This is a genomic window from Nonomuraea sp. NPDC059007 (genome assembly GCF_042740555.1).
Lineage (GTDB): Bacteria > Actinomycetota > Actinomycetes > Streptosporangiales > Streptosporangiaceae > Nonomuraea.
The window spans coordinates 59,670-78,435 of sequence record NZ_JBHYJD010000050.1 but is presented as its reverse complement, the minus strand read 5'-3'; the positions used below and the strand labels follow the sequence as shown (position 1 = coordinate 78,435).

16 protein-coding genes and 1 pseudogene are annotated in these 18,766 nt (G+C 70.9%); 9 read left to right on the top strand and 8 right to left on the bottom strand.

All coding sequences use genetic code 11. The features are described from left to right. Positions 1-97: 97 nt before the first annotated feature. The 6 genes and pseudogenes from ACFWY5_RS47455 to ACFWY5_RS47430 all read right to left on the bottom strand — a co-directional run. Positions 98-252: pseudogene (locus tag ACFWY5_RS47455) on the bottom strand (hypothetical protein); the annotation flags it as partial. 3 nt (positions 253-255) lie between these two features. Then, positions 256-1,110: a potassium-transporting ATPase subunit C gene (locus tag ACFWY5_RS47450; protein WP_379618479.1), complete on the bottom strand. Its 855-nt coding sequence runs from the start codon at positions 1,108-1,110 to the stop codon at positions 256-258. Beyond that, the gene (kdpB, locus tag ACFWY5_RS47445; RefSeq protein ID WP_379618477.1) at positions 1,111-3,189 is read right to left on the bottom strand and encodes a potassium-transporting ATPase subunit KdpB; all 2,079 of its coding nucleotides are present in this window, start codon (positions 3,187-3,189) and stop codon (positions 1,111-1,113) included. Further along, the gene (gene kdpA / locus ACFWY5_RS47440; protein WP_379618475.1) at positions 3,186-4,832 is read right to left on the bottom strand and encodes a potassium-transporting ATPase subunit KdpA; all 1,647 of its coding nucleotides are present in this window, start codon (positions 4,830-4,832) and stop codon (positions 3,186-3,188) included. Before kdpA ends, kdpB begins: the two co-directional genes overlap by 4 nt. After that, a complete protein-coding gene (kdpF, locus tag ACFWY5_RS47435; RefSeq protein ID WP_379638830.1) occupies positions 4,832-4,921 on the bottom strand; it encodes a K(+)-transporting ATPase subunit F in 90 nt (29 codons plus the stop codon). Before kdpF ends, kdpA begins: the two co-directional genes overlap by 1 nt. 307 nt (positions 4,922-5,228) lie before the next feature. Continuing rightward, positions 5,229-6,194: a slipin family protein gene (locus ACFWY5_RS47430; protein WP_379638829.1), complete on the bottom strand. Its 966-nt coding sequence runs from the start codon at positions 6,192-6,194 to the stop codon at positions 5,229-5,231. Between the two features lie 319 nt (positions 6,195-6,513). On the opposite strand from ACFWY5_RS47430, the gene ACFWY5_RS47425 reads away from it, so the two are divergent. Both ACFWY5_RS47425 and ACFWY5_RS47420 read left to right on the top strand, forming a co-directional pair. Continuing rightward, positions 6,514-7,446 (top strand): endonuclease/exonuclease/phosphatase family protein, encoded by a 933-nt coding sequence (locus ACFWY5_RS47425; protein ID WP_379638828.1) that lies wholly within the window; start codon positions 6,514-6,516, stop codon positions 7,444-7,446. A 71-nt stretch (positions 7,447-7,517) separates the two neighbouring features. Next, positions 7,518-9,149 (top strand): dynamin family protein, encoded by a 1,632-nt coding sequence (locus ACFWY5_RS47420; RefSeq protein ID WP_379618467.1) that lies wholly within the window; start codon positions 7,518-7,520, stop codon positions 9,147-9,149. Here the strand turns inward: ACFWY5_RS47420 and ACFWY5_RS47415 are convergent. Next, complete coding sequence (locus tag ACFWY5_RS47415; protein WP_379618465.1) at positions 9,086-9,361, bottom strand: hypothetical protein; 276 nt, start codon at positions 9,359-9,361, stop codon at positions 9,086-9,088. The two genes, ACFWY5_RS47420 and ACFWY5_RS47415, sit on opposite strands and share 64 nt — an antisense overlap. A 15-nt stretch (positions 9,362-9,376) precedes the next feature. Between ACFWY5_RS47415 and grpE the strand changes: the two genes are divergently transcribed. The 3 genes from grpE to ACFWY5_RS47400 are packed head-to-tail and all read left to right on the top strand — an operon-like array spanning position 9,377 to position 13,217. Then, positions 9,377-9,700: a nucleotide exchange factor GrpE gene (gene grpE, locus ACFWY5_RS47410; RefSeq protein ID WP_379618463.1), complete on the top strand. Its 324-nt coding sequence runs from the start codon at positions 9,377-9,379 to the stop codon at positions 9,698-9,700. After that, on the top strand, positions 9,697-11,529 hold the full coding sequence (locus ACFWY5_RS47405) for a dynamin family protein (protein ID WP_379618461.1): 1,833 nt from the start codon (positions 9,697-9,699) through the stop codon (positions 11,527-11,529). The genes grpE and ACFWY5_RS47405 overlap by 4 nt, the downstream gene beginning before the upstream one ends. A gap of 17 nt (positions 11,530-11,546) precedes the next feature. Beyond that, positions 11,547-13,217 carry an Hsp70 family protein gene (locus tag ACFWY5_RS47400; RefSeq protein WP_379638827.1) on the top strand — a complete coding sequence of 557 codons (1,671 nt, stop codon included), beginning with the start codon at positions 11,547-11,549 and terminating at the stop codon, positions 13,215-13,217. On the opposite strand, the gene ACFWY5_RS47395 is transcribed toward ACFWY5_RS47400, so the two are convergent. Then, the gene (locus ACFWY5_RS47395) at positions 13,147-14,097 is read right to left on the bottom strand and encodes a GNAT family N-acetyltransferase (RefSeq protein WP_379638826.1); all 951 of its coding nucleotides are present in this window, start codon (positions 14,095-14,097) and stop codon (positions 13,147-13,149) included. The two genes, ACFWY5_RS47400 and ACFWY5_RS47395, sit on opposite strands and share 71 nt — an antisense overlap. Positions 14,098-14,132: 35 nt before the next feature. Between ACFWY5_RS47395 and ACFWY5_RS47390 the strand changes: the two genes are divergently transcribed. The 4 genes from ACFWY5_RS47390 (at position 14,133) to ACFWY5_RS47375 (ending at position 18,725) form a co-directional block, all read left to right on the top strand. Continuing rightward, on the top strand, positions 14,133-15,587 hold the full coding sequence (locus ACFWY5_RS47390; RefSeq protein WP_379638824.1) for a class I adenylate-forming enzyme family protein: 1,455 nt from the start codon (positions 14,133-14,135) through the stop codon (positions 15,585-15,587). Next, a complete protein-coding gene (locus ACFWY5_RS47385; RefSeq protein WP_379638823.1) occupies positions 15,571-16,749 on the top strand; it encodes a DUF4437 domain-containing protein in 1,179 nt (392 codons plus the stop codon). Before ACFWY5_RS47390 ends, ACFWY5_RS47385 begins: the two co-directional genes overlap by 17 nt. A gap of 61 nt (positions 16,750-16,810) precedes the next feature. Next, positions 16,811-17,419 carry a bifunctional 4-hydroxy-2-oxoglutarate aldolase/2-dehydro-3-deoxy-phosphogluconate aldolase gene (locus ACFWY5_RS47380; protein WP_379638822.1) on the top strand — a complete coding sequence of 203 codons (609 nt, stop codon included), beginning with the start codon at positions 16,811-16,813 and terminating at the stop codon, positions 17,417-17,419. A 562-nt stretch (positions 17,420-17,981) separates the two neighbouring features. Next, positions 17,982-18,725: an SDR family oxidoreductase gene (locus ACFWY5_RS47375; RefSeq protein WP_379638821.1), complete on the top strand. Its 744-nt coding sequence runs from the start codon at positions 17,982-17,984 to the stop codon at positions 18,723-18,725. Positions 18,726-18,766: the final 41 nt, after the last annotated feature.

Genomic DNA, 18,766 nt, shown 5'->3' with positions numbered 1-18,766 from the left:
CGGGGGGTGTGGGGGGGGGGGGGGGGGGGGGGGGGGGGGGGGGGGGGGGTTGGGGGGTTTGGGGGGGGGGGGGGGGGGGTGGGGTCTGTGGGGGGTTTGTTTCGGGGGGGGGGGGGGGCGGTGGTCACCCACCACCCCCACGACCACGTCCCTGCCCCGCTCCAGCGCCCGGCGGCCTTCACCCAGCATCGCGAAGGTCTTCCCCACCCCTGGTGCGGCGCCCAGGTAGACCCTCAGCCGGCCGCGTGGCATGCCCTACTCCTTGTCGAGTGCCAGGTTGAGCATGAGCACGTTGACCCCTGGCTCGCCCATGAAACCGAGCGTGCGGCCGGTCGTGTTGTCGGCGATCAGCTTCCTGACCGCCTCGACGGGCTTGCCGCGCTCCTTGGCCACGCGGGGCGCCTGCAGCTCCGCGTAGGCGACCGAGATGTGCGGGTCCAGGCCGGACCCGCTGGCCGCGACCGCGTCCGCGGGCACCTTCACGTCGGTGACGTTCCCGCGCACCGGCACGGTACGGCCGGCCGCGTAGTCCTCACCGGGCTTGCCGCACTCGACCTTGACGCCCTGGTATTCGGCGACGAAGGGCTGGGCGGGGCAGGCCTGGTTGACGCTGACCGCCCGGGTCGGCGTGCCGATGGCCGGGAAGACCTTCAGCACGGCGCCGACGCCGTCGGCGGTGCAGAACGGCCGGGCGCCGCTGACGCCCTCCAGCTCGCCGGCCGCCTTGGAGCGGGCGCAGACCTGGGTGAGCAGCGACTGCTTGCCCTCCTTCGCGGCGTCGTCAGCGCCGTTCGGGTCGGGGAGCACATCCAGGACGTCCTCGGGGCCGAGGTTGCTGGCGGCGGTGGACAGCATGTCGTAGCCGTCACCGGCCGCCGACGGGCGGCTCTGGAAGTACTTCTTGACGGGGTTGCCGTCCGCGTCGGTGAACTTCTGGCCGATCAGCTCGCTGCCCTTGTCGGTCATCGAGCCGTTGGCCTTGTGGTTGAACACGGCCTGCGCCGCCCCGGTCACCAGGAGCGGGTAGATCGCGCCGGTGACCAGGGTCAGGACGATGACCGCGCGGACAGCCGCGAGGTGCTGGCGGATCCAGCTGGGCAGACGTTCCATTTAAGACATCCCCGGAAGGAACTGGATGAGGAGATCAATGATCTTGATCCCGATGAACGGGGCGACGATGCCGCCCAGGCCGTAGACGTAGAGGTTGCGGCTGAGCAGCTTCGAGGCGCTGGACGGCCGGTAGCGCACGCCGCGCAGGGCCAGCGGGATCAGCGCCACGATGACGATCGCGTTGAAGATGACCGCGGACAGGATCGCCGACTGCGGGCTGGCCAGGCGCATGATGTTCAGCGTGTCCAGGCCCGGATACACCGCCGCGAACATCGCGGGAATGATCGCGAAGTACTTGGCGATGTCGTTGGCGATCGAGAACGTGGTCAGCGCGCCCCGGGTGATGAGGAGCTGCTTGCCGATCTCGACGATCTCGATGAGCTTGGTCGGGTTGGAGTCGAGGTCGACCATGTTGCCGGCTTCCTTGGCGGCACTGGTCCCGGTGTTCATGGCCACGCCGACGTCCGACTGCGCGAGCGCGGGGGCGTCGTTGGTGCCGTCACCGGTCATGGCGACCAGCCGGCCGCCCTCTTGCTCCTGCTTGATCAGCGCGAGCTTGTCCTCGGGCGTCGCCTCGGCCAGGAAGTCGTCCACACCGGCCTCGTCCGCGATCGCCTTGGCGGTCAGCGGGTTGTCACCGGTGATCATGACGGTTCGGATGCCCATGCGGCGCATCTCGTCGAAGCGCTCGCGCATGCCCGCCTTGACGACGTCCTTGAGGTGGATGACGCCCAGGACGCGGCCCTTCTCGGCCACCACGAGCGGGGTGCCGCCGCTGGCCGAGATGCCGTCCACGATGTGGCCGACCTCGTCGGTCGGGTGGCCGCCGCCGTCGCGTACCCACTTCATGACCGCGGTGGCCGCGCCCTTGCGGACCTCGCGGCCGTCCAGATCGACGCCGGACATGCGGGTCTGTGCGGTGAACGGCACCCAGGACGCGTTGTGCACGTCCCGCTCGCGCAGGCCGTACCTCTCCTTGGCGAAGACCACGATCGAGCGGCCCTCGGGCGTCTCGTCGGCGAGGCTGGACAACTGCGCCGCCTCGGCGAGGTCCTGCTCGGTGACGCCGGCGACCGGGACGAACTCCGACGCCTGCCGGTTGCCCAGCGTGATCGTGCCCGTCTTGTCCAGCAGCAGCGTGGACACGTCGCCCGCGGCCTCGACCGCGCGGCCCGACATCGCCAGGACGTTGCGCTGGACCAGGCGGTCCATGCCGGCGATGCCGATCGCCGACAGCAGCGCCCCGATCGTGGTCGGGATGAGGCAGACCAGCAGCGAGACCAGCACGATCCCGCTGACGCCGTCGCCGGTCAGGGCGAGGGAGTCGGGAATGCCGGGGTTCTGGCCCTTGGCCCAGATCGCCATCGGCTGCATGGTGACGGTCGCGACCAGGAAGATGATCGTGAGCGCGGCCAGCAGGATGTTCAGCGCGATCTCGTTGGGCGTCTTCTGCCGGTTGGCGCCCTCGACGAGGGCGATCATCCGGTCGATGAAGCTCTCGCCGGGCTTCTGGGTGATCTGGACGACGATCCGGTCCGACAGGACCTTGGTGCCGCCGGTGACCGCCGAGCGGTCGCCGCCGGACTCGCGGATGACCGGGGCGGACTCGCCGGTGATGGCCGACTCGTCCACCGAGGCGATGCCCTCGATCACGTCGCCGTCGCCCGGGATGATCTCCCCGGCCTCGACGACCACGATGTCACCCTGCTGGAGCTGCGTCGCCGGGACCGTCTCGCCCGACTGCCTGCGCGCCACCGTGTCGGTCTTGGCCTTGCGCAGCGTGGCCGCCTGGGCCTTGCCGCGTCCCTCCGCGACCGCCTCGGCCAGGTTGGCGAAGACCACCGTCAGCCAGAGCCACACCACGGTCGCCCAGGCGAAGAAGGAAGGCTGCAGGATCGCCAGAACGGTGGTGAAGACCGCGCCGATCTCCACGATCAGCATCACCGGGTTACGCCACAGCGTGGCCGGGTTCAGCTTCTTGAACGCGTCCGGCAGGGACCGCACCATCTGCTGGGGATCGAGCAGGCCCCCACCGACCTTGCCGGTGCTCTTGGGGGTCTCGACCGTCTGGGTCGTCATGACAGGAGTCCTTCTGCGAGCGGCCCCAGCGCGAGCGCCGGGAGGAAGGTCAGGGCGACGAGGATGATCGTCACGCCGACGACCATGCCGACGAACTGCGGACGGTGCGTCGGCAGCGTGCCCGCCGTCTCCGGGACCGGGGTCTGCTTGGCCAGCGAACCGGCCAGGGCGAGTACGAAGATGATCGGCAGGAAGCGGCCGAGCAGCATGCACAGGCCGAGCGCCACGTCGTACCACGGGGTGTTGACGGTGACACCGCCGAAGGCCGAGCCGTTGTTGTTCGAGGCGCTGGTGAAGGCGTAGAGGATCTCGGAGAAGCCGTGCGGCCCGCTGTTCAGCATCGCCGCCAGGCCCGCCTCGTTGCCCATGGCCAGCGAGGTGCCGACCAGGACGAGGATCGGGGTGACCAGGAAGTACATCGAGGCCAGCTTGATCTCGCGGGCGCCGATCTTCTTGCCCAGGTATTCGGGGGTGCGGCCCACCATGAGGCCGGCAACGAACACGGTGATCACGGCGAGGATGAGCATGCCGTACAGGCCCGCGCCGACGCCGCCGGGGGCGACCTCGCCGAGCATCATGTTGAACATCGTCATCATGCCGCCGAACGGCGTGTAGGAGTCGTGGAAGGAGTCCACGGCGCCGGTACTGGTCAGCGTGGTGGCCGCGCCGAACGTGGCGGAGTTGGCGACGCCGAACCTGACGTCCTTGCCCTCCATCGCCGAGCCGATCGCCTGCGGGACCGTGGCGTTGCCGCCCAGCTCGAAGACGTTGGTCAGCGTGACGCTGACCAGGGCGATGACGCCCATGACGGCGAGGATCGCGTAGCCCTGGCGGATCTGGCCGACCATCTTGCCGAAGGTGCGCGGGAGCGCGAACGGGATCAGCAGGATGAGGAAGATCTCGAACCAGTTGGTCCAGTTGGTGGCGTTCTCGAAAGGGTGCGCCGAGTTGACGTTGTAGAAACCGCCGCCGTTGGTGCCGAGCTCCTTGATGACCTCCTGGCTGGCCACCGGGCCGCCGGTCATGTTCGTGGGACCGGTCAGGCCGGCGATCTCGTGCGGGCCGATGAAGTTCTGCACCAGGCCGCCGGCCACGAGGATCAGCGCGCCGACGAAGGCGATCGGCAGCAGGATGCGGAGGGTGCCGCGCACCAGGTCCACCCAGAAGTTGCCGAGGGTGTCGGTGCCCCTGCGGGCGAAGCCGCGGACCAGCGCGATCGCGACGGCCATGCCGACCGCGGCCGAGACGAAGTTCTGCACGGCCAGGCCGGACATCTGGACCAGGTGGCCCATCGTCGACTCGCCGGAGTAGGCCTGCCAGTTCGTGTTGGTGACGAAGCTGACCGCGGTGTTCCAGGCGATGTGGTCGGGGACGGGGTCGAAGCCCAGGCTCAGGAAGAGCTTGTCCTGGAGGCGCTGCAGGCCGTACAGGACGAGGAGGGAGATGACCGAGAACGCGAGAACACTGCGCGCGTAGACGCCCCAGCGCTGCTCGGAGTCGGCCTGGACGCCGAGCAGACGGTAGATGAAGCGCTCCACCACGTTGTGCTTGACGCTCGTGTACACGCGGTACATGTAGTCGCCCAGCGGCTTGTGCGTGATGACCAGCGCGAGGACGAGGGAAGCGATGAAGATCCAGCCCACTAGAACCGCTCCGGGAATAGCAGGGCCGCGACCATGAAGATCACCAGGCCGACGGCCACGAAAAGGCCGGTGGCATTGATCGCGCTCACAGGCGCTCCACCGCCTTCACCACTAGCCCCAGGATCACGAACAACGCGATCGTCAGGGCGACGAAGATGACGTCTGCCATCCCCACTCCTCAGCTCCGGAAAGTTGCTTGCTCCGTAAGCAAAGCGGGAGATTTATGCGCTTTTGCCGTTCTTGACGGGTTCCATACGCCCACAAGCCACCTTTTGACACCATCCCGACGACGATCGCTTCCCGTCAGGGCGTCTCTTCCCGTCAGGGCAACCCCCTCCGCGCCCTTACGGCAAGCCGCCGCCCACACCCCCCGCCGCCCCCGGTACCGCCCGATCGTCAGGCGCTTCTCACGTCGGACGTGGTTCTCGCCGTCACGACGTCCGCCTGGCCGGTTCCCGCGGCCTCGGGCGCGCGCCGCTGTCCCTCGTCGAGGGCGGGCCGCTCGCTTTCGCCGACCGCCCGTGGCTCCTCGGCCACGTCCTTGAGCTCCTTGACCGTGTCCTTCGACTCCTTGACGGTGTCCTGCCTGTCGGGTGTCGCCGCGGCCTGGGTGGCCTTGTCGAAGAAGCGGAGCAGTTCCACCGGCAGCGGCATGATCAGCGTGGAGTTCTTCTCCGCCGCCACCTCCACCACCGTCTGCAGCAGGCGCAACTGCAGCGCTCCCGGCGTCTGGGACATGATGCCCGAGGCGTCGGCCAGCTTCTGGGCGGCCTGCAGTTCGCCGTCGGCAACGATCACCCGCGACCGCCGTTCGCGCTCGGCCTCGGCCTGGCGTGACATCGAGCGCTTCATCGACTCCGGCAGCTGAACGTCCTTGATCTCCACGCGGTCGATGTGGATGCCCCAGCCCAGCGCCGGACTGTCGATCATCAGGGCCAGGCCCCGGTGCAGTTCCTCCCGGTTGGACAGCAGGTCGTCAAGTTCGCTCTTGCCGATGATGTTGCGCAGCGAGGTCTGGGCCACCTGCTCGATCGCGAACAGGTAGTTCTGCACCTCGATCGAGGCCCGCATCGGATCCTGGACGCGGAAGTAGACGACGGCGTCCACGCGGACGGAGACGTTGTCGCGGGTGATGCCCTCCTGCGTCGGGACGGGCATGGTGACGATCTGGACGTTGACCTTGGTCATCTGGTCGACGAGCGGGATCAGGACCCTGAGCCCCGGCTGCCGTACCCGCTGCTGCGCCCGGCCCAGGCGGAAGACGACCCCGCGTTCCACCTGATTGACGACCCTGAACCCGGTCACCAGGACCAGCAGGACGAGGAACGCGGCGAGCCCCAGCAGGATGATGGTGGTTTCCATGGCGGTGTCCCTTCCTCTTCGAGGCTAGATCCGTCCGCGCGCCACGGAAAGGAGGGGGCGCGGCCCGGCCTCGGTCGCCGGGCCGCGCCGGTGTCAGGCGAGCGCCGTGCGCCTGACGGGACTCGTGTGGTGCCGTCCCGGACCAGCGGCGCACCGGTCGCCCGCTCTAAGGCGGTCATCCGTATATCGCACTTGTGTAACGGCAATTAATGTCCGGATAAGGACGGGTCAACGGCTGCGCCGCCGCGCCGAGACGGTTTAAGGTTCAGGCAAACCTTGAGACTGACGGGCGGGTGCCTTGGACACTGTCACGGAGCCGGTGACGAGGAAGCGGCGCCCGCGCCTGATGTCGTGGCTGGTGGCGGCGCTTCTGGCGGGCTGGGCGCTGGTCCGGCTCACGGGCCTGGAGGCGGGCTGGCCGCTCACCCAGCTGATGACGCTGACACCCTTCGCCGCCGTGCTCGCGCTGCTCTCGGCGGCGGTCCTGTTCTTCCGCGACCGGCCGGCCGCGCTGGTCGCCCTGGCCGCCGCCGTCGCGATGGTCGCCGTGATCCTGCCCAGGGTCGTGTCGGATCCGGCCCCGGCCGGCGGGACCGCGCTGCGCGTGCTCTCGTCGAACCTGTTCGGGCGGGCCGACCCCGCCGCGGTCGTGGACCTGGTCACGCGCCTTGACGTGGACGTCCTCAGCGCGCTGGAGCTCAGACCCCACCAGGTCGCCGCGCTGGAGGCGGCGGGGCTGGGGCGGCTTCTGCCGTACACGGTGCTGGAGGAGGCGGAGGGGCCGGCCGGCAGCGGCATCTACTCGCGCTACCCGCTGACCAAGATCGAGGGGTTGTTCACGCCGATCGGGCACCACATGCCGGCGGCCAGGGTGGCGCTGCCGTCCGGGCCGGTGGAGGTGGTGGCGGTGCACCCGAACCCGCCCCTGCCCCGCCTCTACGCGGAATGGAACGTTTCAATGGCGGCGCTGCCCGATGCCGCGCCGGGGCGGATCCTCGCGGGCGACTTCAACGCCAGCCTCGACCACCACGCCTTCCGCGCCCTGCTGGACCGGGGCTACACCGACGCCGCCGCCCAGGTGGGCAAGGGGCTCGTCCCGACGTGGCCGCGCGGCCGGGCGATCCCGCCGATCATCACGATCGACCACATCCTGGTCGATCGTTCCATCGGCGTGCGCCGGGTGGAGATCCTCGACGTGCCCGGCACGGACCACCGGGCGGTCTTCGCGGATCTCAGTATCGGACGACCATAACTTCTGGTTTCACGTGTCCTTTCTCGCGAGAGGTGGACGGAGTCACTCTCGGTCGCTAAACATGCGACCTGATGAAACCCCCCGAACATCTGCTCGTGCCCGCGGTCGCGCGCGCGGGAACGATCCTGCGCGAGTGCGCGCTCCAGGCGAACAAAACCCCCGAACTCTCCCCGCTGGCCGACGCCCTGCGCACCGCCGCGGCCCGGCTCGCCGAGCCCATGCGGCTGGCCGTGGCGGGCCAGATCAAACGCGGCAAGTCCACGCTGGTCAACGCGCTGCTCGGCGAACAGGTGGCGGTCACCGGCCGCGAGGAGCTGACGTTCAACGTGAACGAGCTGGTCCACGCCCCGCGCCCGAGGCTGACCGTGCACTTCCGCGACGGCCCGGCGCGGCAGGTCGCGCCGTCGGAGTTCGCGCGCTGGACCGTCCGCGACGAGGCGCACCTGGCCGACCTCGTCCGTGTCCGCAAGGTCGAGTACGGCCTGCCGAACCCCTTCCTGAACGACTTCCACCTCGTCGACACCCCCGGCCTGGGCAGCGTCTACGGCCGGGACTCGGCCAACACCCTGGCCACGATGGGCGTCCAGGACCCCGGCGTGCTGGAACTCCTGGGCCGCGACCCGCAGACCCTCCACCAGGAGAGCATCGACGAGCTCGACCAGGCCGACGCCGTCCTCTACCTGTTCAGCCGCGATGTCAGCAACCAGGACGTGGCCGCGGTCTCCGCCTTCCTCGGCGACCGGGCCGGCATGCTGACGCCGTTCAAGGCGTTCGGCGTGCTCAGCAGGTGCGACCAGAGCTGGCCGCCGGTGTTCGGGGACCCGCTGGCCTTCCATCCGCTGCGCGACGGCGCGAGTCAGGTCATCGACGTCTACCGGGGCGCCACCGACCTGAGCCGCCTGTTCTACCTGGTGGTTCCGATCGCGGCCAAGGTCGCCGCCGGCGCGCAGGCGATGGAGGAACGCCATCTCGCGTGGCTGCGTGAGCTGGCCGCCGTCTCCGCCGCCGATCTGGCCGGCGAGCTGGGCGACCTGCGCGAGTTCCAGGACGCCGCCGGTCCGCTGCTGCCGGCGTACCGGAAAGAGCTCGTCGAGCTGCTCGGCGCCTGGGGCGTCCACCTGGCGTGCGGCGCGCTGCGCGACGGCCTCGACCCCGCCGCCCTCCCCGGGCACCTGGTCGAGGAGAGCGGCGTGGGCGGGCTACGCCGGCTGATCAGCGGGCACTTCGGCAACCGCGCCGGACTCATCAAGCTGGACCAGGCCATGATCGCGGTACGGGCGGCGCTGGCGAGCTGCCGCGAGGGCCTGCCGCCGGGCAGCGCCGCGAAGACGGCTGCCGACGAGGTGGCGAAGCGGGTCGAGCGGTTCCAGCGCTCCGAGCACGGCTTCGCGGAGCTGACCGCGCTCGCCGCCCACTACCAGGGCGCCACCCGTTTGCGACCGGCGGAGGCGGAGCAACTCCTGCAGGTCACCGGCGAGAAGGGCACCTCATGCGCGGCCCGGCTCGGCTTCGAGGACGACGAGCCGGTCAGCCGGATGATGCGACGAGCGAAGGAGCGAGCGCACCAATGGAACACCCGGATGAACGACCCCCTCACCGGCAGGGTGGACAGGCAGACGGCCCACACGATGGTGCGCAGCTACGAGCGGATCATGGATCGCCTCCAGGTGGCCCAGCGCCTGCTCGACCCAGAGACCTGCTGAGCAGGCTCGTCGATCCCCTGGTCAAACCCCGCAAACTCGCCGAGCACCTTCTGGTACGGCTGGCCGTCCTCACCGGCAACCGCCAGGACCCGCCCGACGTCGGTACCGCCGCGCTGCTGGAGCGCGCGCTGGCCGAGGTCGAGACCCTGGAACGGACCCAGCGCGAGCTGCGCGCGGAACTGGACCGCCTGCGCCATGCGCAGGGCACGCACGTACCTCTCCCGCGCATGGTGAACGCACTGGTGGACCTCACGGAACGCCTGGACGAGCTGAGCGGCCGCGACCTCGCCACCGGCCTGGAGCCGCCGGCCAAGCTGGTCGGCTGGGTCGCCGGCCAGCTCATCCAGATGCTGCGCGAGGGCGAGGTGGAGCCGCTGGACGACAGCGGCGAGCTGGTCCCCGAGCGGCATCAGGTCGTGGGCGTGCGCCCCACGGCGGAGCCCGGCCTGCCGGGCACGATCGCCGAGACCGTCCGCCCCGGCTACCAGTGGCGCGGGCTGGTCCTGCGGCCCCAGCAGGTGCTCGCCTACGTCGAGGAGCCGGCGCGATGAGCCACGAGGATCTGGCCAGGGTACGCGCCGACGTCCTCGCCCTGCACGAGCGCCTGGTCGCGGGCCTGGAACTCACCGAGGCGCTGCGGGCCAAGCTCGAAGAGAGCGTCCGGCGGGTCCAGACCGGGACGTACCAGGTCGTCGTCATGGGCGAGTTCAGCCGCGGCAAGTCCAGCCTGATCAACGCCCTGCTCGGCCGCCAACGCCTCCTGCCGGTGAACTCCGCCGTGACCACCTGTGTCGTCACCGTCCTGCGGTGGGGGTCGCGGGAGGCCGCGTTCGTCCACGAGAGCTCGGGCGAGCGGCGCGAGATCCCGCTCGGCGAGCTCGACCGGCACGTCGCCGACCAGACGAACGTCGACCACCTCGTCACCGTCGAAACGCCGGCCGAACTGCTGCGCGACGGGCTGGTCCTGGTCGACACCCCGGGCATCGGCGGTGTGAACAACGCCCACACCGACGCCACCTACGCCTCCCTGTCGCGGGCGGACGCGATCCTCTATGTCGGCAGCAGCGAGGAGACGCTGAGCGTCAACGAACTGGCGCACGTCGAGAAGGCGTTCGCCGCCTGCCCGGTCGTGGTCACCGCGATCACCAAGGTGGAGTCGGTCTTCGACCAGGAGCACGAGGTCAGGGTCGCCCGCCGGAAGATCGCCGCGGCGACGGGGCTGGCGCCGGAGGACCTCGTCGTGCTGCCGGTCTCCGCCCACCGCAGGCTCCGGGCGCTGCAGCAGGGCCGCCCCGAATCGCCCGGCGAGTCCGGCCTGCCGGAACTGGAACGGCAGCTGCGCGACCGCCTGGCCGCGACCTGCGGCGCCCGGCACCTGGAACGTGCCCTCGACCTCCTGGACGAGGTGCAGGCCGCGGCCGAGGCCCCCGTCACCAACGAGCTGGCCGCGCTGGAGGCCGGCGAGGAACTGGAGCGGATCGCCACCGAGCTGCGGCAGAGCAGGAGGCGCGCCGAAGAGCTGCTGGCCGGCCGGGCCGCCTGGCGCGAGGCGCTGGTGGCCTCGTTCGACGAGGCCGCCGCGCCCGTCGTCGAACGGCTGGCCGCGCGCAACCAGGCGATCCGCGACCGCTTCCTCGGCCACATCCACTCGCGCGCGGTCGTCGACGACGCCGAGGGCCTCATCAACGCCACCACGCGAGCACTCGCCGACGCCCTGGACACCGCCCGCGCCGACCTGCTGGCCGCCGTGGACCGCACCGGCGAGGAGACCGCCGCGGCCACCCGGCTGCCGATCGGCGTGCTCAACGCGGCGGTGCCCGGCTACCAGCCGAGGCTGGACGTCTCCGCCATCATGCTGCGCCAGCACGCCAGGGAGGGGCGGCTGGCGTCGGTCAGCTCCGGCGTGACCGTGGCCGGCGCCGTCGGCACCGCGATCTTCACCGGCGCCGGCGCGCTGGTGCCCGGCATCGGCATCGCGATCGGCGCGATCGCGGCGATCGCGCTCGGCGCCCTCGGCGTCATGGCCGGGTTGCAAGAACACCGGCACCGCGTGCTCACACAGGTCAAACTGGAGCGGTCGGCGCAGTTCAGCCAGGCCGTGCTGCCCATGGTCGAGCGGAACGCCGCCAAGGCGGAGAAAGACCTCGCCGAGGCGGTCGAGGACTGCAAGGCGCTCATGCTGGAGCACTTCGACGACGTGCTGCGCCAGACGCGTGACGCGCTCGACCGGTCGATCGAACGGCTGGCCGTACTGCGGGAGGCGAGCGCGCGGGACCGGAAGCGGCGGATGGCGGAGCTCACGATCACGGCGGGGCAGTACGAGCGGGTGCGAGGGGAGCTGGCCGCAGCGCGCGAGCGAGTGCGGCGGCTCGGCCACTGACGGAGGGATCAGCAGCGGTGGGAGTGGTTTACGGCATCGACTTCGGCACGTCCAACTCCTCGATCATGGTGGGGCTGGCGGACGGGCGGGTCGTCGCGGTGCCCGATCCGGAGACGCCGGGCGCGGCCGAGATTCCGACGGCGGTGCTCGCGACCGGGGGCAGGCTGCACGTGGGCACGGCGGCGAAACGGCTCGGGCCCGCCTACATCCAGAACTACCGGACCGAGTTCAAGCGCGACTTCGGCGACGACGCGCCCGTCCACCTCGACGGCCGCCGCTATCAGGTGCACGAGCTGGCCGCCGAGGTCCTGCGGTTCCTGCGCGCGCAGGCGCGGCAGGCGGCGCCGGGCGAGCCCGACGCGGTCGTCATCACCGTGCCGGTCAGCTGGGACGCCGGCAACCACGACCTGATGACGCAGGCCGCCCAGCTGGCGGGGTTCGATCCGGCGACGGTCACGCTCGTGTCCGAGCCCGTCGCGGGGGTACGCGGCGCGGTCACCGGGCAGCGCTTCTTCGACGAGCAGACGATCCTGCTCTACGACCTGGGCGGCGGCACCTTCGACTGCGCCCTGACCAAGGGCACCACGAACGCGGGCTTTCGCGACGTGGGCCGGCCGGGCGGCATCCCCACGCTCGGCGGGATCGACTTCGACCGCGAGATCCTCACCGCGATCAGGGAGCGGCACCCCGAGCAGGTGGACGAGCTGTTCGCCGACCCCGAGCCGGGCGTTGCCGTGCTGCGCAGGCGGCTCGGCCTCAGGGACACCTGCGAGAAGATCAAGCACGCGCTGTCGGAGCGGGAGGAACACCAAGCGCTGCTGTCCGAGCTCAACCCTCCGGTCCTGTTCACGATGACGCGGGACGAACTGGGCGAACTCCTCGACAAGCCGCTGGCCGAGACCGTGGACGAGTGCGACCGGCTGCTCGGCGACCAGGAGCTGGCCTGGGACGACGTGACCAAGGTGATCCCGGTGGGCGGGAGCAGCCGGTTGCCGATGGTGCACGCGCAGATCTCGCGCCGCTCGGGGGTGACGGTGCTGAAGGTGGAGGAGCCGGAACTGGCCGTGGTACGCGGCGCCGTGCACCTCGCCATGGAGATCCGGGACACGCGGCAGGAGGAGGCGGCCCCGGTGATCGTGCCGCCCCCACCGCCGCCTCGTCCGCTGGAGACGACGGGCGTGGGCCCGGGGCAGTTGGCCGCATTGAGCTTCGTCTGGCTGTTCAGCGCGATCATCTACCAGACCGGTGCCCGTCTCGGCGGCGGCTGGCAGGTCGTCTTGCTGGTCGTCCTGTTCCTGCCGGTGCTCGCCGCGGCGCTCGGCCTGGCGGTGGACGCGCGCGACCGGAGGGACCCCCTGGCGGGTCTGGTCATGGCGGGCGCGGCGGTGATCGTCCCCATCGTGGCCGCGATCGTCGCGGAGCTCCGGCCCGTGGCGGACGCGGATGCCGTCATGATCGGAGGCATGTTCCTCGCGGCGCTGACCGCTTGGTGGGGCGCGCTACACGCCGACGGGGACGGCCCGTTCCTCATGTTCGCCGGTGGCGCGTTCCTGGCATTGGGTGCGGGCGGCTACTGGTTGGCCGACGGCGGTGCGGGATCGGTGATCGGCAGCTCGGTCATGGGACTGTTGGCGTTGCTGGCCGGCTCGTCGAGCGACGATAGCCGTACGTCTCGTGGGTCTTCTTGAAGCCCAGTGCGGCGTAGAGCCTCCTCGCCGGGACGTTCTCCGCGTCGTGGTTGACGGTGACGGTGGTCAGGCCGAGGGCGCGCATCCGGTGCATGGCGTGCAGCATGGTCGCCCTGGCCAGGCCCAGGCGGTGGTAGTCGGCGTGGGTGCCGACCGGTTCGAAGTGGCCGATGGCGTTGCGCCGGTCCACCCAGTACACGAGGAATGAGGCGATCCGGCCGTCCGGCGACTCGGCGACGATCTCGCGGTCGGCGTCGTAGCCGGGCTTGAGCATGACCTCGTCGCGGTACTGCGCGCCGGTCCACTCCGCGTCGAAGGCGCTGTTGCGGGCGCGGGCCAGCTCGTCGGCGTCGGCCAGCCGGGCGGCGCGCAGCGTGAAGCCCGCGGGCGGGCTCGGCGCCGGCAGGTCGGTGAGGGCGGCCTCGTTGACGTCGTCCCAGGTACGGAACCGGGTGAAGCCCAGGCGTTCCAGCACCTCGATCCTGGCCGTGTCGCAGTCGAAGACGTCGGTCAGCACCTCGTCCTCGCCCCGGCCGGTGGTCTCGCAGGCGGCCTCGATCATGTCGGCCTCGGCCTGGGTGCCGCGCAGTTCCGGGGCGGTGAAGACGTCGAAGGCGTTCTCGAAGCGGGTGTTGACCGTCAGGCCGACCAGGCGGCCGCCGTCCTCCCAGACGTGCACGACCTCTCCGGTCGGGCGGCGGCCCCTGATGTTCTCGTAGATGCGGTGGGGCAGCTCACCGATGTGGTCGTAGGCGCAGCGGCCCGCGCCGGCGATCCACTCCGCGACGGTCTCCTGGATCCAGGGCAGGTCGGCGTCCGTGTACGGGCGCATGGTCAGCATCTGCCCATTGTCGTTGACGTCGCTGGGGGCGGGGATCATGCTATGTATTGGAAAGGCGTTTCACTATGCGAAACATGCAGCTCTCGATCGCCGGCGGCGTGCGTGAGTTCGCCGCGGCGACGCCTGCCGCCGTCGCGGTGGCCGACGGCGGGCGGGAGCTGACTTTTCGCGCCCTGGACGATCGGTCGAGCAGGCTGGCCAACGCCCTGCTCAAGGCCGGGTTACGTACCGGTGAACGGGTCGCGGTGCTGATGGGGAATCGGCTGGAGTATCCCGAGGTGGCCTGCGGGATCGCCAAGGCCGGGCTGGTCATGGTGCCGATGAATCCCCGGCAGACGGCCGCGGAGAGCGCGTACATCCTCGATCATTCGCAGGCTCGGGCCATCGTGCTCGACGACGCCTTCGCCGGGGCCGTGGACCGGTTGCCGCGTACCGTTCTGTCGCTCGGCCCGTCCTATGAGGCTGTGCTGGCCACCTCGCCGGGTACCGACCCGCGGGTCGAGGTGGACGAGCGGGAGCCGTTCTGCGTCGCCTACACCTCGGGCACCACCGGGCGACCCAAGGGCGTGGTCATCAGCCACCGCTCGCGGGCCCTCACCTTCTACGCCGCCGCCCTGGAGTGGGGGCTCGGGCCGGGACGCAGGACCATCGCGGTCGCGCCCATGTACCACGGCGCGGGCTTCGCCTTCGGGTACGCGCCGGTCCACACCGGCGGGACCGTCGCGATGTTACGGGCCTGGGACCCCGGGCGGCTGCTCGCCATGATCGCCGAGACGCGGGCGCAGTCGGTGTTCCTGGTCCCGGCACACGCCCACATGCTGCGCGCGCACGGGCTCGGCAGGCACGACCTGTCCTCGCTGGACACGCTCTTCTTCAATGCCGCCGCGCTGCCGCGCACGCTCAAGGAGTGGGTGCTGGACGCCTTTCCCGGGGTCGGGGTGCACGAGCTCTACGGCTCGACCGAGGCGGGCATCATCAGCGACTGCCGCCCCGCCGACGCCCGGCGCAAGATCGGGTCCGTGGGGACGCCCTGGTTCATGACCGAGGTCAGGATCGTCGAGGGTGAACTGTTCTCGCGCTCGCCGTACCTCATGAACGGTTATCTCGGCGACCCCGGCGCCACCGCGGCGTGCACCACCGCCGACGGCTTCATGACCAGCGGCGACCTCGTCGAACGCGACGAGGAGGGCTTCCTCTACATCGTCGACCGCAAGAAGGACATGATCATCTCGGGTGGCGTCAACGTCGCGCCGCGCGAGGTCGAGGAGGCGCTGGCCGCCTACCCCGGCGTGGCCGAGGCCGCCGTCGTCGGGCTGCCGGACGAGCGGTGGGGCGAGCGGGTGACGGCGTTCGTGGTCACGGAGCCGGGCGCGGCGGTCGAGGCGGCGCGGCTCGTCGAGCACTGCCGCCGGCGGCTGTCGGGCGCCAAGCTGCCGCGGCAGATCGAGTTCGTGCCCGCGCTGCCACGGAACGCGGCGGGCAAGATCCTCAAGCGCGAGCTGAAGGAGTGGCATGCGTCCCCACGTTGAAGTGATCCAAGAAGGCGACTACATCTGGCACGCGGCCGAACTCGTCGGCGGCGAGGGGCGGGCGAGCGAGCGGCGCCTGTCCGTGGACGAGGAGGACGGCTCGTCGTCGCTGCGCGTCGACTTCCACACCGGCTGGGGGCGCGGGCCGGGCGTGCATCACGCCGACAGCGAGTTCTACGTGCTCGAAGGCTCGATGACGTACGGCGGGCGGCGCCTCGGCCAGGGCGGCTACGTGTACGCGCCGAAGGGAGTGCCGGTCGAGGCGATCACGTTCGCCGAGGGGACGCGGATCCTCCACTATCGCGAGTACGGCGACGCCGGCTTCGACACCGGTGCCGCGCGCTGGGCGGAGGCCCGGGAGGACGTCATCGTGATCGACTCGGCGGCGATGGAGTGGGACGCGGTGCCGAACCCCGGCCCCATGCCCGGACTTTTCATCAAATACCTCCATGTGGACCCTTTGACGGGCTTCTACACCCGGCTGGTGCACGCGCAGGAGGGCTGGGCCGACCACCGGCTCGCCCACCATCCCTGCTACGAGGAGGCGTACACGCTGCAGGGGCACATGGAGTACAACTTCGGGACGCTCGACCTCGGCACGTACTTCTTCCGGCCCGCCCGGGTGAAACACGGGCACTTCACCTCGATGGAGGGTGGGGCCACGTGGTTGCTGCGGTCGGACGGGGAGTTGTTCAACTGGTACACGCAGAACGAGTGGGTCCGGTGGGGCGGTGAGGCGCTCAACTACGGGCCCGCCGGGCGGTGGTCGCAGTCCACCCACGATCTCGGGGTGGGGCAGCGAGCGCCGCAAGAACTGGCGATGTTGCGGGCGTCACTGGACTACTCACGGCAGACAGGCGGCACGGACGCCGACTACGTCCCGCACGGCCAGGGAACCGACCACAGCCTGCTCGCCATCGCCAAGGCTCGCGACGCCGCCCGCCTCCAGGGCGGCCACACCCACCACGAGGGTGCGGAGGCTCTGGACTGGGGTGCGGATCCGGCCTCGCTGGAGCATCCGGACGAGCGCACGGACGCGGGCGCGCACAACTGGGGCACCGGGCGGGTGTGGAAGCCGGGCGACCCGATCCCGGCGCCGATCATCTCCAGCCTGCCCGTACGCTCCCGCTCCCGAGGCCGCTGGGACGGCGACGGAATGTAGGGGAGCCGACCGGACCGGGGATGATTGACCGATTCGGTTGAGCGCATGGGTGGAGATGAGCATGTATCGCTGGCAGGTCATGAACAGGATCGCCGAACGCCGCGTCGTCGGCATCGTCCGCGCCGTCAACGCCGAGACGGCGGTACAGGCGGCCATCACCACCGTGGACGCCGGCCTGGACGTCGTCGAGGTGTCCCTGACCACGCCCGGCGCCATCGACGCCATCGCCGAGATCGTCCGCTCCCGCCCGGACGCGGTGATCGGCGCCGGCACCGTCCTGGACGAACCGACCGCCCGCCTCGCCGCCCTGGCCGGCGCCCGCTTCCTGGTCTCCCCGTCGTTGCACCGGCAGGTCCTGTCCACCGGTCATCGGTACGGCCTGGCCGTACTGCCTGGCGTGGCGACGGCGACAGAGATCGTGACCGCGTTGGAGTCGGGGGCCGACGCCGTGAAGCTCTTCCCCGCCCGCGCCTCCTCCCCCGACGTCCTGCGCGACCTCCTCCAGGCCCTCCCCCAGGCCCCGGTGGTCCCGACCGGCGGGGTCACCGTGGAAAACGCCCCGGCCTGGATCGCCGCCGGCGCGGTGGCCTGCGGGATAGGCAGCGCCATAACCTCCGGCGACACCACCACCGTCAAAACCCTCCTAACCACCCTCAACCCCACCCCATGACCCCAGTCCCCCAACCCACGCCCACACGCCCACGATGGGGCGACCCCCGCTCCGCTCGCGCCTCCGTGCCCCGTGCCTTTGCGCCCGCCGACGAGGAACCTGCGGCCGACGCCCGAGAGCCGCAGGCCGGAGCCCGACGTTCGGGAGCTGAGGGCGGAGGCCGGGAGCCGAAGGCAAAGGCCAGAGGCCGGGAGCCGAGGGCCGGGAGCCGGAGCCCGAGAACCGGAGGCCGGACGCTGGGACCCTCGGGGTCACAAGGTCCCGCGTGGGTCGGTGGCCGGAGCCAGGGGCCGGAGCCAGGGGCCGGAGCCAGGGCCCCTCGGGTCGCGGTTCGGGGCGGTCCGTGGTCGGGGCCGAAACCCGACGGCCAGAGCCGCAGGGCAAAGGCGAGGGCGTGGCAGGGCGGTCAGGGAAGGTGTGCGAGGCCGGGCGGGGTCCGTGGGTGAGGGGCGCGTGGGGTTCGGGGCGGAGGCGAGGTCCGGGGTCGAGAGTGTGGAGTCCGGGGGCCGAGGGTCCGGAAGCGGGGTTGTGGGTGTTGGGTGGGTGGCGTGGATGAGGAGAGGTGGGCTGGGTGATGGGTGGGCGGCTTGAGGGGGAGGTGGTGCTGGTTACCGGGGGTGCTCGGGGAATCGGGGCGGCCGTGGTGGAGGTGGCTGCCCGGGAAGGGGCGCGGGTCGGGGTGGTGGATGTGCTGGCGGCTGAGCGGGGCTTTGCCGTACAGGCGGACATCACGTCGGGTGAGCAGGTGAGGTCGGCGGTCGCCGAGATCGCGCACGAGCTGGGGGCGATCTCCGTGCTGGTCAACAATGCGGGGCGCAATGCCTACTACGACCCCGTTGAGATGACCGAGGCCGAGTGGGATGAGGTGTTCGCGATCGATCTGAAGGCCGCGTGGATGATGGCGCAGGCGGTGCTGCCGGGGATGAAGGCGGCGGGGCGTGGGGCGATCGTCAACGTCGCGTCGATACACGCCCGGCTGACCACGCGCGGGATGTTTCCCTATGCGGCGGCCAAGTCCGGGCTCGTCGGGCTGACGCGGAGTCTCGCGCTGGAGGTCGGGCCGCACGGGGTGCGGGTCAACGCGGTCAGCCCCGGCTGGACCGCCACCCGGCTGGTGGAGGAGTACCTGGACAAGCACCCGGATCCGGGTGAGCGGGCCAGGGTGGAGGGGCTGCATCCCATGGGGCGGATGGGGTCGCCGCACGAGGTGGCCGAGGTGATCTGTTTTCTCGCCTCGGACGCGGCCGGCTTCGTCACGGGCGCGGAGTGGGCCGTGGACGGCGGGATGAGCGCTCGGTTTCCCTGACGTCTGGTAGGCCCGGACTCTGGCGAGTCCGGGCCCCAGGA

What these genes read in the sequence shown, in the direction of transcription:
- ACFWY5_RS47450 (WP_379618479.1), bottom strand. Translation starts at nt 1,110, where the DNA reads ATGGAACGTCTGCCCAGCTGGATCCGCCAGCACCTCGCGGCTGTCCGC.
- kdpB (WP_379618477.1), bottom strand. Translation starts at nt 3,189, where the DNA reads ATGACGACCCAGACGGTCGAGACCCCCAAGAGCACCGGCAAGGTCGGT.
- ACFWY5_RS47430 (WP_379638829.1), bottom strand. Translation starts at nt 6,194, where the DNA reads ATGGAAACCACCATCATCCTGCTGGGGCTCGCCGCGTTCCTCGTCCTG.
- ACFWY5_RS47420 (WP_379618467.1), top strand. Translation starts at nt 7,518, where the DNA reads ATGAAACCCCCCGAACATCTGCTCGTGCCCGCGGTCGCGCGCGCGGGA.
- grpE (WP_379618463.1), top strand. Translation starts at nt 9,377, where the DNA reads ATGGTGAACGCACTGGTGGACCTCACGGAACGCCTGGACGAGCTGAGC.
- ACFWY5_RS47405 (WP_379618461.1), top strand. Translation starts at nt 9,697, where the DNA reads ATGAGCCACGAGGATCTGGCCAGGGTACGCGCCGACGTCCTCGCCCTG.
- ACFWY5_RS47395 (WP_379638826.1), bottom strand. Translation starts at nt 14,097, where the DNA reads ATGATCCCCGCCCCCAGCGACGTCAACGACAATGGGCAGATGCTGACC.
- ACFWY5_RS47390 (WP_379638824.1), top strand. Translation starts at nt 14,133, where the DNA reads ATGCAGCTCTCGATCGCCGGCGGCGTGCGTGAGTTCGCCGCGGCGACG.
- ACFWY5_RS47385 (WP_379638823.1), top strand. Translation starts at nt 15,571, where the DNA reads ATGCGTCCCCACGTTGAAGTGATCCAAGAAGGCGACTACATCTGGCAC.
- ACFWY5_RS47380 (WP_379638822.1), top strand. Translation starts at nt 16,811, where the DNA reads ATGTATCGCTGGCAGGTCATGAACAGGATCGCCGAACGCCGCGTCGTC.